The organism is Knoellia sinensis KCTC 19936, from assembly GCF_000768705.1.
Classification (GTDB): domain Bacteria; phylum Actinomycetota; class Actinomycetes; order Actinomycetales; family Dermatophilaceae; genus Knoellia; species Knoellia sinensis.
In genome coordinates this window covers 1-13,307 of the sequence record NZ_AVPJ01000017.1, presented here as the reverse complement: position 1 = coordinate 13,307, position 13,307 = coordinate 1, and the positions used below count along the sequence as shown (strand labels likewise).

Below are 13,307 nucleotides of genomic sequence, written 5' to 3'. Positions count from 1 at the left end.
CCCTCGTCTCGGGTTCTTCCGGTGTCGGGCAGCAACATTGTGCATCCCCCAACCGGGTGGCGTTGGGCTGACGGCGGATCGAATTGGGCCGTCCGCGCTTCCGATCAACATACGTGTCAGGGTTGCCGGCGTGACAGGCACCGACGACTTCTCGTTGCGGAGCATCGCGCTGCCAGCCTTCGGACCCACCGCCGTGTGGTCCGTCGGGGTGGGGGCGGCACTACCCGTCGTGGCCCTCAGCGCGAGGGACCTGGGCGCGAGCGTGGCCGTTGCGGCGGCCTTCGTCCTCATCGAGGGCATGTCCGCGTTCGTGTCGTCACTGCCCGCCGGTTCGCTCGTCGCGCGGATCGGGGAGCGCCGTGCACTGGCCGGCGCGGCGCTGGTCGACGCCGTCGGTGCGGCTCTCGCCGTGGTCGCGCCCAATCTCGTCACGCTCGGCATCGCCATCGGGCTCATGGGCATGACGGGGTCGGTCTTCATGCTTGCCAGACAGTCCTGGCTCACGGCCCGTGCTCCCGTCCGGATCCGGGCGCGGGCGATGTCGACGATGGGCGGGGTCCAACGCATCGGCCTGTTCGTCGGCCCATTCGTCGCCGCACCGATCATCGCCATCTGGGGAACACAGGCCGCGTATGCCGTGGCGGTCGTCGCGGGTCTCCTCGCCGCGGTCTGGGCCTGGGTTGGACTACGGGACGCGGACACGGCAGCAATCGACCCGGCGAACTCCGGTGCGGGACACCGGTGGAGCGGAGGTTCGGGCAGGGGCGGCCCGGAGCGGGTCGGACTGCGTGACGTCATCCGTCGGCACAGGGCGGTCGTGCTCACGATCGGAGTCGGCGTCATCATCATTGGGGCCGCTCGTCAGGGCCGGTTCGTCATCGTGCCCCTGTGGGCCGAGTCGGTCGGGATCACGGACAGCCAGACCGCGCTGATCTTCGGCATCGCAGGCGGAGCCGAAGTGCTCCTCTTCTATCCGGCGGGTTCGATCATGGACCGGTTCGGCCGGGTGTGGGTGGCCGTGCCCTTCCTCGTCATCCTCGGCGCAGGCATGGTGCTGCTGCCACTGACCCACGGGTTCACCGCCGTGGCGGCCGTGTCCACCCTCATGGGAATCGGCAACGGTCTGGGTTCGGGGATCGTCCAGACGCTGGGCGCCGACGCGGCGCCGGTCGCGGGACGGGCGCAGTTCCTGTCGGTGTGGCGGTTCCTCTCGCTCATCGGGCAGAACGGGGCGCCGCTCCTCGTGAGTGGCGTGACGCTCCTCGCCGGGCTCGGGCCCGCCTGCGTGGTCCTCGGAGTCCTCGTGCTGGGAGGCGCACCATGGCTCGCACGGTGGCTCCCGGCATACGATCCGCGCCGCGCAGCGGCGAAGCCCGTCCGGGCGTGATGAGAGACTGGGCGCGTGACCGACCTCATCGACACCACGGAGATGTACCTCCGCACCGTCTTCGAGCTCGAGGAGGAGGGCATCACTCCGCTTCGGGCTCGCATCGCCGAGCGCCTGGGCCATTCGGGGCCGACCGTCTCGCAGACGGTGGCTCGCATGGAGCGTGACGGCCTGCTCTCCGTGGCCGGAGACCGGCACCTCGAGCTCTCCGAGGAGGGTCGACGCCTTGCGACGCGGGTCATGCGCAAGCACCGCATCGCCGAACGGCTCCTCGTCGACGTCATCGGGCTCGAGTGGGAGTTCGTCCACGACGAGGCCTGCCGGTGGGAACACGTGATGTCGGACCGCGTCGAGCGCAAGATCCTCGCCTTGCTGGCCGACCACGCGGAGTCGCCCTATGGCAACCCCATCCCCGGGCTCGAGGAGTTCGGGGAGGGCCTGGCCGAAGACTTCCGGACCGGCCTGTCGACGCTGAGTGAGGTCGCGGGCGAGGAGCCGGTCACGGTGACGGTGCGTCGTATCGGGGAGCCGGCGCAGGTCGACCACGAGGCATTGACCCTCATCACCGCAGCGGGCCTCCTGCCAGGCCAACTCGCTGTCGTGCGGCGTGACGGGGAGCGCGTCATCGCGGCTCTGTCGGGGGCCGACGAAGCGTCGGGGGTGTCCCTGCCCGACGACATCGCCTCGCATGTCTTCGTGGCACGTGGCGCAAGTCACATTTGACGCCAAGCCCCTCAAAGCCCACCGGCGGGGCTGAGCACGGAACACTGCACGGTGCCCCGTCCACGCTTCACGGGTCGACGCCAGCCTCGAGAAAGTTTGCTGTTACCGGAATGTGACTTCGCCCTGTAGCCCGGCTACGGTGGGCACACCCCTGATCCACCGAGAGGTTTTTTTTCGTGCCTTCCCCTGGAACCCCTGCCAGCAACACCCCTGAATTCGAAACCCGCGCTTCACGTCGACTGGCTGCTGAGAACGGCCGCACCCGTCGCCTGCCGGATGTCGCCTCGATCTCGTCGATCTCGCGACCGACGGCCGTCAAGGGCCTCGTCGGCCTCGGCCTCGCGTCGAGTGTCGCCGCAGCCGTGGCCATCCCCGTGCAGGCCGCGCCCTCGGACATCGAGCTGTCCGGCCAGACGTCGGCCCTCATGGCCCGGGACCGCGCCGAGGCTGCCTCTGACGTCTCGACGTCGCGCAGCACCGGTCGCACCGCGATCGCGCAGCGGACCGCCCTGACGGCGCCCGCCGAGGCCGAGAGCGTCAAGGTCGAGGCCGGCACCGAGGGTGTCACCGCAGTGGCCAAGCCCAAGCCCAAGCCCAAGCCGAAGCCGGTGGAGAAGCCGGCCGCGGAGTCCTCGGAGTCGGAGTCAAGGTCGTCCGAGTCCAGCTCCACCTCGACCAAGCGGTCGACGTCGACCTCCCCGAAGACCTCGGTCCCGTCCGGGACCGGATCCGGCGCCTACTACAGCTGGTGCCGGTCCAAGGGTCTCGGCAGCAACGCCTCGACGGTCTGCTCGGGCGTCCGCTCGAACTTCGGCATCACCAACATCGGCGGCTACCGCGCCGGTGCCGGGGACCACGGCACCGGCCGTGCCGTCGACGTCATGGTGTCCGGCTCCAAGGGTGACGCCGTCGCCCAGTGGGCCATCAACAACATGAGCGAACTCAACATCACCTACGTCATCTGGAAGCAGCGCATCTGGCTCGCCGGCGCCTCCGGCTGGCGCGCGATGGAGGACCGTGGGTCTGCGACGCAGAACCACTACGACCACGTGCACATCTCGGTGGAGTGACACCGAACGCACGCCGCTGAAGGGCGGGAAGGCCGATGGCCTTCCCGCCCTTCGCCTGTGCCGCGTGCCCCAAAGCGGACTGGTTGGGCCTTTCTGGACGAGTTCGCGATTGCCCGTGACCCAAACGTGACTTTGCTCAGAGCATTGGGTACGGTGGCCGAGGTTCATCTCCCCCTGGGATGAACTGTCGCGACGGATTGCCGAGTCCTGCCACCGTCACCGACTGCACCACACACCGCTGGCAGGAGCGGGGGACCCACTTTTGGGCAGACCCTCGGGTCGTCCCTTGGGGTGAAGCCAGTTCCGACTGGCCGGGCAGAACCTTTCGCCCGAACCCGACAGCTCACCTCGTAGGCATCGAGAGGTTCACACCGTGGCTCACTCCACTCATGGGCGTCACCGCGCGCCTGGACGACACAACCCTGTCTCCGAACTGTCCACGATTGCGTCGCGCGCCGGTGTGACCGGGGCCAAGGCCTCTGCGGTGCTCGCAGCATCCGGTGGCCTCGTCGCAGCCTTCGCACTTCCGGCGTCCGCGACCCCCGAGGCTGCACCCCCGGCCGTGTCGACCGACGCGGCCCCGGTCGCCGCGCCCGGCACCCCCGCCATCAGCGCCCCGGCCCTGGCGCCCGCCGCCAAGGGTGTCGCTGTCGGCGTCACCGGCGTGAAGGTTGTGGCGAAGCCGAAGCCCAAGCCTCGCCCCGTGCTCGCGGAGCAGTCGCGTGAGAGCCGCGTCGTCGAGGCACGTCAGCGCGCCACGTCGACGCAGTCCACGAGCCGCAGCACCTCGCGCACGTCGACTGCCCCCAAGGCCACCACGCCCAAGCCGAGCACCAACAACGCGGTGCGTCAGTCGTCGAGCCAGATCGTCAACATCGCTCGCGGCCTGCTCGGCATCGCCTATGTCTATGGCGGCGAGACCCCCGCCGGCTTCGACTGCTCCGGTTTCACGCAGTACGTCTACGGCAAGGCCGGCATCTCCCTGCCCCGCACCGCATCGCAGCAGCAGCGACAGGGCACCCGCGTGAGCACCCCCAAGCCGGGTGACCTGGTCTTCTACGGCAGCCCTGCGTGGCACGTCGGGATCTTCACCGGCGGCGACATGATGATCGACTCGCCCAAGCCCGGGAAGTCGTCCAGCGAGCGCAACATGTTCGGCACGCCGACGGAGTTCCGTCGCTACTGAGCCACACGGCATACGCCAGATCGAACGCCCCCCGGACCTTTCGGATCCGGGGGGCGTTCGTCGTCGTGTGGTTCAGGGTCGTGTGGTTCAGTGGAGTGATGGCCACCCTCGACTGTGAACTCTGGGGCGACGTGATCGACCCGTGGTCCTACGTCGCGAAGCGCCGCCTCGAGGCAGCTGTGGCGAAGTCCGGGCGGCCGTCAGAGGTGCTGGTGATCCATCGCGCCCTGCCCGGTTCGCCGACGTCCGCAGACGAGCTCGAGCGAGCTGCGGAGGAGGGCCGGGTGGAGGGGATCCTCATCTCGGTCGCCACGCCACCTGCCCATGACACCACCGACGCCCACCGACTCGTGGCCCAAGGGCTGGCATTGGGCGGTCCTGCTTTGCAGGGTGCGGTCCTCGAGCGGCTGTATGCCGCGGTGTTCATCGAAGGGGCGGATATCGAGTCGCCGACGGTTCTGCAACGCCTCGCCGGCGAGGCCGGTCTGGACGAGGGCCGGGCCGCGGCCATCCTGGAGTCGCAGGAGAGGCGAGCCGACGTCGACGCAGACAGGGCGACGGCCGAGGGGCTGGAGGTGACCCAGACTCCGTTCGTGCTCATCGACCAGCAACTGGGTCTGGGCGGCCCGGCGACGGCGGACGACTACCTCGATCTCATCACGCGGGCCCAGACGTCTGGCTGACCTCGGCGCGACGGTGACGTTGCGCTGAGGGCCACCCCGTTTGAACCATCGGCTGGGCACTCACGTGCTATTACCACGTGTGATCCAGATCACTACGCTCCGGAACGATGGCGGGGCACAACTGTGTGCTCTGACCTGCCCGCCGCGGTTTCGACCTATGGAGGGGTCATGATCGGTCGCGTTGTCAGGGTTGGGGTTCAGTCTCGGGTGCTCGTCGTCCTGATTGCCCTCGTGCTCGCCGTGTTTGGGGTGGTTCAGGTTCGGGGCACGCCTGTTGAGGCCATGCCCGAGTTCGCCCCGGTCGTGGTCGAGGTGCAGTCCGAGGCGCTCGGACTCTCGGCGCAGGAGGTCGAGGACCTTGTCACGGTTCCCCTCGAGTCCAATCTCCTCAGCGGGGTGGCCTGGGTCGACCAGATGACGTCGACCTCCATCCCGGGCCTCTCGTCGATCGTGATGACCTTCGAGGACGGGACGGATCCCATCCGCGCGCGGCAGGTGGTGCAGGAGCGGCTCACCCAGGGCGCCCTGCTCACCAACGCCTCCAAGGCCCCAGTGATGCTGCAGCCGACGTCGGCGGCGAACCGGGTCATGATGATCGGTTTGTCGTCCGAGCAGTCCTCACTCGTCGACCTCTCCGTGCTCTCGCGCTGGACGATTCGGCCCAAGCTCATGAGTGTCGAGGGAGTGGCCAACGTCGCGGTCTGGGGGATGCGTGATCGACAGTTGCAGGTGCAGGCGGACCCCGTGCGGATGAAGCAGCATGGTGTGACCCTCGACGAGCTCGTCGCCACGACGGGGAACTCGTTGTGGGTCTCGCCCCTGAGCTTCCTCGAGGCCTCGACTCCGGGTCGTGGTGGCTTCCTCGACCTTCCGCAGCAGCGGGTCAACGTGCAGCACGTCTCGCCGATCACCGACAGTGCGGCCCTGGGCCGCATCGCGGTGGAGGGTGCGACAGGCGCAGGAGTCACGCTGGCCGATGTCGCACAGATCGTCGAGGCTCCGCCCACGATCATCGGTGACGGGATCGTGGGCGACACGTCCGGTCTCGTGCTTGTCGTCGAGAAGCAGCCGGGGACGAGCACGGCCGAGGTCAGTGCCTCGATCGAGCAGGCGCTGGCAACCCTGTCCGCGGGTCTCCCCGGGGTCACGATGGACTCGTCTCTCTATCGGCCCGCCGACTATGGCTCGGATCTGGGGCGCAACCTGCTGCTGGCTGCTGCTCTGACACTCCTCCTCGTCGTGGTCGGTGCCGTCCTCATGTACCGATCCTGGCGCCCAGTCGTGACGCTGGCTGCGACGGTGGCACTGGCATGGATGGCCGGGTGGCTGCTGCTGTGGCTGCGTGACGCGCCCATGAACCTGCTCGCCCTGACCGGACTCGGTGCAGGTGCGGTGCTCGCCATCGCCCAGGGCACTGGGGCAGTGGACGCCATCGGTCGGATGCCGCGCGACCTGCCACCGCTTCGGCGCGTTGGCGGCGCCTACGGAAGCCTGGGTTCCAACGCCATGTACACGTCGGTAGCGGCCGCTCTGCTGGCTCTCCCGGTTTTCCTGCTGGAGGGACGATCGGGCGCCGCACTTCCTGAGGCCGCGACGGGATTCCTGCTCGCGACAGCCGGTTCGTTGATCGTGGCCCTCCTGGTCGCGCCCGCATTGGCGGCGCTCATCGCCGGGGGCGGCGACCCCGGCGAGACCCGCGCGCCGCAGCGGCTCTGGTCGCCCATCGCCACGATGGCCGGACGGCTGGCGTCGTCGGCGGTCGCCCTCGTCACGGTGGTTCTCGTGGGACTGGCCGCGACCGCATCGATGGCTCTGACCCTCGACCGCGAGACTCGGCCCGCCTTCAAGGAGCCGACCCTCGTGCTGAAGGCCGAGGCCCCCGCCGGCACATCGCCCCAGGCGCTGACGACCTCACTCGGAACGGTCGCCGGAACCGTCCGCACCCTGGAGGGAGTGGCGGGCGTGGGCGGTCACGTGGGACGCGCCGTTCAAGGAGAGCGCATCGTCGGGTCGAACACGGGAGAGCTCTGGATCACCCTCGAGGACGGGCAGATCGGGACGCGGTCGCGGCAGACGCTGTGGATGCGGCTCGATCTGCCGGCGGCCTGGAGGCATCCATCGGGACGTACTTGGACGGCCGGGTCGAGACGATCCTCCCCGAGGCAGAAGGTCCTCTGGTGGTGTCCGTGTACGGACCGGTGCCGGAGACCCTGCAGAGTGCCGCGGAGGACGCGCTCACGGTCGTGTCCGAGACGGACGGCGTCACCGGAGCCAGGATCGTGGAGATCCCGACGGAGGACAATCTCCAGATCACGGTCGACATGGCCAAGGCGCAAGCCCTCGGCATGACGCCGGGCGACATCCGACGTCAGGCCGCCACACTCGTCGGCGGCCTCGAGGTGGGCGCGATCTTCGAGGAGCAGAAGGTCTTCGACGTCCAGGTCTGGAGTGGCGAGGGGCTGCGGGACAGCCCAGAGAAGGTCAGCGCCCTTCCCATCGACACTCCGAGCGGCGCCCAGGTCCCACTCGGTGACGTGGCCACCATCTCCATGGCCCAGCAGCCCACGCTCATCGAGCGGGAGTCCGTGCAGCGTCGGATCAACATCGTCGCGGACGTGACGAGCGGCGACGCCCGCGAGGACGTGGCTGCCAATCTGGCCAAGATGACGCTTCCGGCGGAATACCACGCGGAAGTCCGCTCCGAGGCTGCCGATACCGCCGGGAACCAGCGCCTCGTCCTGCTCTACGGAGTGCTGGCCCTCATTGGCGTGCTGTTGCTCCTGCAGGCCGCCACAAGGAACTGGTGGACCTCCATCGGTGCCGCAGCGGCGATCCCGCTCGGCATGGTCGGAGCGTTCGTGGCGGCCTGGGCGCTCGGGGGCCTCACGGTCGGAGCGATCATCGGACTTCTGGCGGTGGCGGTGCTCGGGTTGCACAGCGCGCTGTCCGTGGTCCGACTCGCACGCGCACCCTCGGTGGAACCCGTGGACGCGCTCGCTGCCGCCCCCCGCTCGGTGGTTCCCGCGACGGTCATCACGGTCCTCGCTGGCCTCGGTGTCGCACTCCTCGGGGCCAGGCCCGGCTTGGAGTCGGTCCGGGACATGGCGGTGGTGGTGGCCTCCGGCGCCCTCACGATGGGCGTGGTCTCGGTCCTCGTGTTCCCGGCGCTCGCCGTCAGGTACGGCAGCCACGAGGAAGCCGTCGAGGACTATGCCTTCGACGATGCCTCCCTGTACGGGCCGGTGGGAGCGGGCAGCCATGCGTAGGTCCACGTGGTGGGTGGTCCTGGCGGTCGCGGCAGTGACGACCGGCTGCACCGCGGTCGAGGCGACCCCACACGAGCCGCTTCCGGCAGTGACCATCGTCGATGGCGCTGATGATTCGGCACCGAAGACCCTGTCCCTCACAGCGGACGCGGTCCGGCGACTGGAACTCACCACCGTGGTCGTCGAGGACCCCGCCAGAGTTCCGTACTCCGCGGTGCTCTATGACAAGACGGGCAAACCCTGGGTGTACTCGAACCCGGAGGAGCGGACCTTCATCCGCGTCCCCGTCACCATCACAAGAGTCGAGGACGACGCCGTCAACCTGTCAGCAGGGCCGCCACGCGGGACGCGGATCGTCACTCGCGCCGCGATCAAGCTCTACGGCGCTGAGACCGGCGTCGGCGGCGGGCACTAGGGGTACCGGGCCATGATGCGTCACATCCTCACCGCGAGCCTCCGCTTCCGCTACATCGTTGTCGCCGCCTCCATCGCCATGCTCGTGGTCGGGGGCCTACAACTGAGGGACACCAGGATCGACGTCTTCCCTGAGTTCGCCCCGCCTCGGGTCGAGGTGCAGACCGATGCGCTGGGGCTGTCGGCCCAGGAGGTCGAGGAACTCATCACGGTGCCGATGGAACAGGGACTCACCGGCATGCCGCGGCTGGAGACGCTGCGCTCGAAGTCGATCCCGCAGCAGTCGTCGATCGAACTCATCTTCACCAAGGGAACGGACATCATCGAGGCTCGACGCCTTGTCGCTGAGCGGATCCAGACGATCACGCCGACGCTTCCGAGTTGGGCGACCCCTCCCGTGGTGCTTCAGCCGCTGTCCGCGACAAGCCGGGTCCTCAAGATCGGGGTGCAGTCCGACAAGATCGACCTCATCGAGCAGGCAACGATCGTGCGATACAAGATCCGTCCGCAGCTCATGTCGATCCCGGGCGTCGCCAATGTCGCCGTGTGGGGCATGCGCAAGAACCAGTGGCAGATCCAGATCGACCCTGAGCGCATGCGGGCTGCGGGAGTCACCCAGGAGGAAGTGATGACCGCGGCATCCGCTGGCACGGATGCGGGCCTGCTCAAGCACCGGACCGGCACCAAGATCGGGACCGGGGGGTACGTCGACGCAGCCGGCGAGCGGGTGGCGGTGCAGCATGTGTTGCCCCTCGAGTCGGCCGAGTCCATCTCAGGGATCGTCATCAAGCGACAAGCGAGCGGGACGGTGCTGATGGGCGACGTCGCTGACGTCGTCAAGGGTCACCAGCTGCTCATCGGCGACGCCGTCATCAACGACGGCGAGGGGCTCCTGCTGATCGTCGAGAAGCTCCCATGGGGCAACACCCTGGACGTCACCCGTCAGGTCGAGGAGACGCTTGCGACGATGCAGCCCGCCCTCGGCGACCTCGAGATCGACACCACGATCTTCCGGCCGGCGAGCTTCGTGGAGTTGGCGATCGAGAACCTCACCCAGGCCCTCACGCTGGGGGTCCTGCTGGTGGCGGTGTTGCTCATGTTCTTCCTGTTCCAGTGGAGGACAGCCGTCATTTCGCTCGTCGCGATCCCGCTGTCGCTCGTGGCCGCGGCCCTGGTCCTCCACCATCGAGGCGAGACGACGAACACCATGGTCCTCGCGGGGTTGGTCATCGCCGTCGGCGTCGTCGTCGACGACGCGATCATCGACGTCGAGAACATCGTGCGGCGCCTGCGTGAGCACCGTGCGGCCGGTGGGACCCGGTCGACCGCGTCGATCGTGCTCGAGGCATCCCTGGAAGTGCGCAGCCCCATCGTCTACGCGACCCTGATCATCCTCGCTGCGGCCATCCCCGTCTTCTTCCTCACCGGCCTCATGGGGTCGTTCTTCCAGCCACTGGCCTTCTCGTACACCTTGGCGGTCGCGGCGTCGATGCTCGTCGCCATCACGACGACGCCGGCCATGGCGCTGATCCTGCTTCGCAACGCGAAGCTCGACCCCAAGCCGCCGCCCATCGTGCGGTGGACCCAGGCTGCCTACACGAAGGTTCTGCGGCCCACCGTCCGTCGTCCGCTCGCCGCATACCTCGTTGTGGCGGCCCTTGTCGCCGGCGGGATCGCCGTGGTCCCGCGGCTGGGTCAGGACCTCCTGCCCACGTTCCGCGAACGCGACTTCCTCATGCACTGGGTCCTCGAGCCGAGTGCGTCCTACGACGAGACCATGGACGTGACGAGGGCTGCGAGTCGCGAGCTGCGCGAAGTGCCGGGCGTTCGGAACTTCGGCGCCCACGTCGGGCAGGCGATGATGGGTGACGAGGTCTATGGGATCTACTTCGTCGAGAACTGGATCAGCATCGACCCCGACGAGGACTACGAACAGACCCTGAACCGCGTTCAGACCGTGGTCGACGGGTACCCCGGCCTGCGGAGGGACGTCCAGACCTACCTCAAGGAGCGCATCCGCGAGGTGCTCACCGGCGCAGGTGAAGCAGTCGTCGTCCGGGTCTACGGGGACGACCTCGACATCATCGAGGAGAAGGCGCACGAGATCGAGGACGCCATTGCCGGCATACCCGGTGTCAAGGATCCGCACACGGACCTCCAGACCCGAATCCCACACCTCGTCGTGGAGGTCGACCTCGACAAGGCGCAGGCCGTCGGACTCAAGCCCGGAGACGTCCGTCGTCAGGCGGCGGTCTACCTCTCCGCCGAGGAGATGTCCGACGTGTACCGCGTGGGCAAGGCCTATGACGTCATGGTGTGGAGCGTCCCCGAGTCGCGACGGACTCCCGATCACGTGCGCGACATGCTCATCGACACGCCCTCGGGCGGCACCGTGCGGCTGGCGGACATCGCCGCAGTCGAGATGAGTTCGACGCCCAGCATGATCCGCCGCATCGACGGCTCCCGCAGGCTCGATGTCGGGGCCAACGTCGAGGGCCGACCGCTCGCAGACGTCGCAGCGGACGTCAAAGAAGCCGCCAACAACGTCGAACTGCCCGTGGGCTACCGCGTCGAGGTGACCGGCGAGGACACGGAGCGTGCTGCGGCGTCCCAGCGGCTCCGGCTACTCAGCGGCGTGGCGTTCCTGGCGATCCTCGTCCTCCTCTACGGGTCGTTCCGACGGTGGAGGCTCGCCCTCCTGAGCTTGCTCACGCTGCCGATGGCGCTCGTCGGCGGGGTTCTTGCAGCGTGGTTGACCAGCGGCACGATGACGATCGGCTCCTTCGTGGGCCTCTTCACCGTGCTCGGGATCGCCGCTCGCAACGGCATTCTCATGATCAGCCACTGCCAGCACCTCGAAGAGGTCGAGGGCATGAGTTTCGGCCCCGAACTCGTCATCAGGGCCGCCCGGGAGCGTCTGGCTCCCATCCTCATGACGACGTTGGCGACGGCGCTCGCCCTCGTTCCGCTCGTCGTCATGGGCGACGTGCCCGGCCACGAGATCGAGTACCCGATGGCGCTCGTCATCCTGGGCGGTCTCATCACCTCGACGCTGCTCAACCTGTTCGTGGTGCCGTCGCTGTACCTGAGGTTCGGCAAATCCCGGAAGCCGGGTCCTGTGCCGGATGAGCCTGCGGCAGTCGACCAGCCTTCGGTGACTCAGCCCGCGGCCTCGCCTGCCCAGACCTGACGTGGACAGATGGTGCCCTCGGCAGGATTCGAACCTGCGACACCTTCTTTAGGAGGGACACCGAAAACTGTTCGAAAAATGGCTCTGACCTGCGGAAACGCTGACTCTGGATCGACGACTCAGCTCGGCGTGCCAGATATGTGCCATATCCGCAGGCCAGCCGTGTCGTTTCGTGTCCCAAACCGGCCTGGAGTGGGGTCCGGGGATGAGATCAGCGTCTCACGATGCGGTGCGGCACCGCGGAGCTCGGGCACTCCTTCGCTGGCAGCTCAGCGGAAGTTCGGGACCTGGACCATGAGGCGGTCGACGTCCTCGGGATCGAGCCGGATGACCCGCGGGCCGGCGCGATAGGCGGTGAGCTCGCCCATCGCGATCCGACGCCGAAGGGTTCGGATGCTGAGTCCGGTGCGCTCGGCGGCGTCCGCGAGCGACTCGTACTGGCGACGACTGGTCTGAGTCATGGTGGCCTCCTGTGACTCCCAATGCGCAGCCGCGGCTCCCCAGGGACAGGCCCGGCCGGCGGACTTTCACATGGCCACCATCAATCGACCATGCCGATGGTCGTTTCCGTCGCCGCGCAACATGAGCAGGGATCTCTGAATGTCCCGAGCCAGATCATGGAAGACCGCTAGCGTGATCGCGCCCAAGGCGATCGCACATGGGCTCAATCATTCTCGGGGGATCCATGCGACTCACGCGACTCGCAATCAAGAATCACAGCCGTCTCGCTCCGACTGAGCTCGAGGTGCGCAAGCACCTGATTCTGGTTGGTCCGAATGACGTTGGGAAGTCCAGCGTGCTCCGCTGCATCGATCTCCTCCTGGGTGCCTCAACCGGTCAGCTCTACAACCGCATCCAGTTCGAGGACCTCGCAGACCCAGACAAGCCCATGCTCATCGAGGCTGACCTACGGGGTTTCAATGCGACGGATAAGGCGCTCTTCCCCGACGAACTGACCGTCGACACCGCAACCGGTGAACTCACTCTGACGATTTCCCTCGAGGCGTCCTTCGACACGAACAAGACCCTCAGCGTCGACCGCCGAGCCCCCAAGTCGGGCATTCAACGTCAATTGTCAGTCCGCCAGGTAGAGGCATTTGGCTGGAACCTGCTGAGTGCGACGGCCGTTAACCGCGACATTCGTGACGGGCGCCGCACGCCACTCGACGACATCCTGCAGCTTGTCGACCTAGGAACCGAGAGAGACGACTTCAAGAAGTTGTTCGACGCAGTTGAAGCGCAGCTCGGTAAGTCGAAGACCCTCAAACGGCTGCGCGCATCGTTGGCTAGCCAACTATCGAAGGCGCTCCCGGTGGAGTTGACCAAAGACGAACTGGCGTTCACCACGGGGACGCTCTGAATCGCCCCGAGTTTCGTGGAGGCTCGGT

The 13,307-nt window shown here is 67.7% G+C and carries 9 protein-coding genes, 1 pseudogene and 1 riboswitch; of the genes and pseudogenes, 9 read left to right on the top strand and 1 reads right to left on the bottom strand.

Annotated features, from left to right (window positions below; genetic code table 11):
* Nucleotides 1–130: 130 nt before the first annotated feature.
* From N802_RS16340 to N802_RS16305, 8 genes and pseudogenes are all read left to right on the top strand, one after another.
* On the top strand, nt 131–1,387 hold the full coding sequence (locus N802_RS16340; RefSeq protein WP_052110073.1) for an MFS transporter: 1,257 nt from the start codon (nt 131–133) through the stop codon (nt 1,385–1,387).
* A gap of 15 nt (nt 1,388–1,402) precedes the next feature.
* The gene (locus tag N802_RS16335) at nt 1,403–2,110 is read left to right on the top strand and encodes an iron-dependent transcriptional repressor DtxR (protein WP_035918334.1); all 708 of its coding nucleotides are present in this window, start codon (nt 1,403–1,405) and stop codon (nt 2,108–2,110) included.
* Between the two features lie 176 nt (nt 2,111–2,286).
* Nucleotides 2,287–3,180, top strand: a complete 894-nt coding sequence (locus N802_RS20945) for a VldE C-terminal domain-containing protein (RefSeq protein WP_052110072.1) — start codon at nt 2,287–2,289, stop codon at nt 3,178–3,180.
* A 207-nt stretch (nt 3,181–3,387) separates the two neighbouring features.
* Nucleotides 3,388–3,549, top strand: a riboswitch (cyclic di-AMP (ydaO/yuaA leader).
* A gap of 4 nt (nt 3,550–3,553) precedes the next feature.
* Complete coding sequence (locus N802_RS21025; protein ID WP_035918332.1) at nt 3,554–4,366, top strand: C40 family peptidase; 813 nt, start codon at nt 3,554–3,556, stop codon at nt 4,364–4,366.
* A gap of 98 nt (nt 4,367–4,464) precedes the next feature.
* On the top strand, nt 4,465–5,049 hold the full coding sequence (locus tag N802_RS16320) for a DsbA family oxidoreductase (RefSeq protein ID WP_035918330.1): 585 nt from the start codon (nt 4,465–4,467) through the stop codon (nt 5,047–5,049).
* A 168-nt stretch (nt 5,050–5,217) separates the two neighbouring features.
* Nucleotides 5,218–8,315, top strand: a pseudogene (locus N802_RS20935) (efflux RND transporter permease subunit).
* A complete protein-coding gene (locus N802_RS16310; RefSeq protein WP_156971472.1) occupies nt 8,308–8,730 on the top strand; it encodes an efflux RND transporter periplasmic adaptor subunit in 423 nt (140 codons plus the stop codon). Before N802_RS20935 ends, N802_RS16310 begins: the two are co-directional and overlap by 8 nt.
* Before the next feature lie 12 nt (nt 8,731–8,742).
* Nucleotides 8,743–11,919 carry an efflux RND transporter permease subunit gene (locus N802_RS16305; RefSeq protein ID WP_084072292.1) on the top strand — a complete coding sequence of 1,059 codons (3,177 nt, stop codon included), beginning with the start codon at nt 8,743–8,745 and terminating at the stop codon, nt 11,917–11,919.
* A 269-nt stretch (nt 11,920–12,188) separates the two neighbouring features.
* Here the strand turns inward: N802_RS16305 and N802_RS16300 are convergent, their stop codons facing one another.
* The gene (locus N802_RS16300; RefSeq protein ID WP_035918326.1) at nt 12,189–12,380 is read right to left on the bottom strand and encodes an excisionase family DNA-binding protein; all 192 of its coding nucleotides are present in this window, start codon (nt 12,378–12,380) and stop codon (nt 12,189–12,191) included.
* Between the two features lie 197 nt (nt 12,381–12,577).
* Between N802_RS16300 and N802_RS16295 the strand changes: the two genes are divergently transcribed.
* Nucleotides 12,578–13,279 (top strand): AAA family ATPase, encoded by a 702-nt coding sequence (locus N802_RS16295; protein ID WP_211254446.1) that lies wholly within the window; start codon nt 12,578–12,580, stop codon nt 13,277–13,279.
* Nucleotides 13,280–13,307: the final 28 nt, after the last annotated feature.

Coding starts and splice junctions, on each gene's coding strand:
- N802_RS16320 (WP_035918330.1), top strand. CDS start 4,465: ATGGCCACCCTCGACTGTGAACTCTGGGGCGACGTGATCGACCCGTGG.
- N802_RS16310 (WP_156971472.1), top strand. CDS start 8,308: ATGCGTAGGTCCACGTGGTGGGTGGTCCTGGCGGTCGCGGCAGTGACG.
- N802_RS16305 (WP_084072292.1), top strand. CDS start 8,743: ATGATGCGTCACATCCTCACCGCGAGCCTCCGCTTCCGCTACATCGTT.
- N802_RS16300 (WP_035918326.1), bottom strand. CDS start 12,380: ATGACTCAGACCAGTCGTCGCCAGTACGAGTCGCTCGCGGACGCCGCC.
- N802_RS16295 (WP_211254446.1), top strand. CDS start 12,578: ATGGGCTCAATCATTCTCGGGGGATCCATGCGACTCACGCGACTCGCA.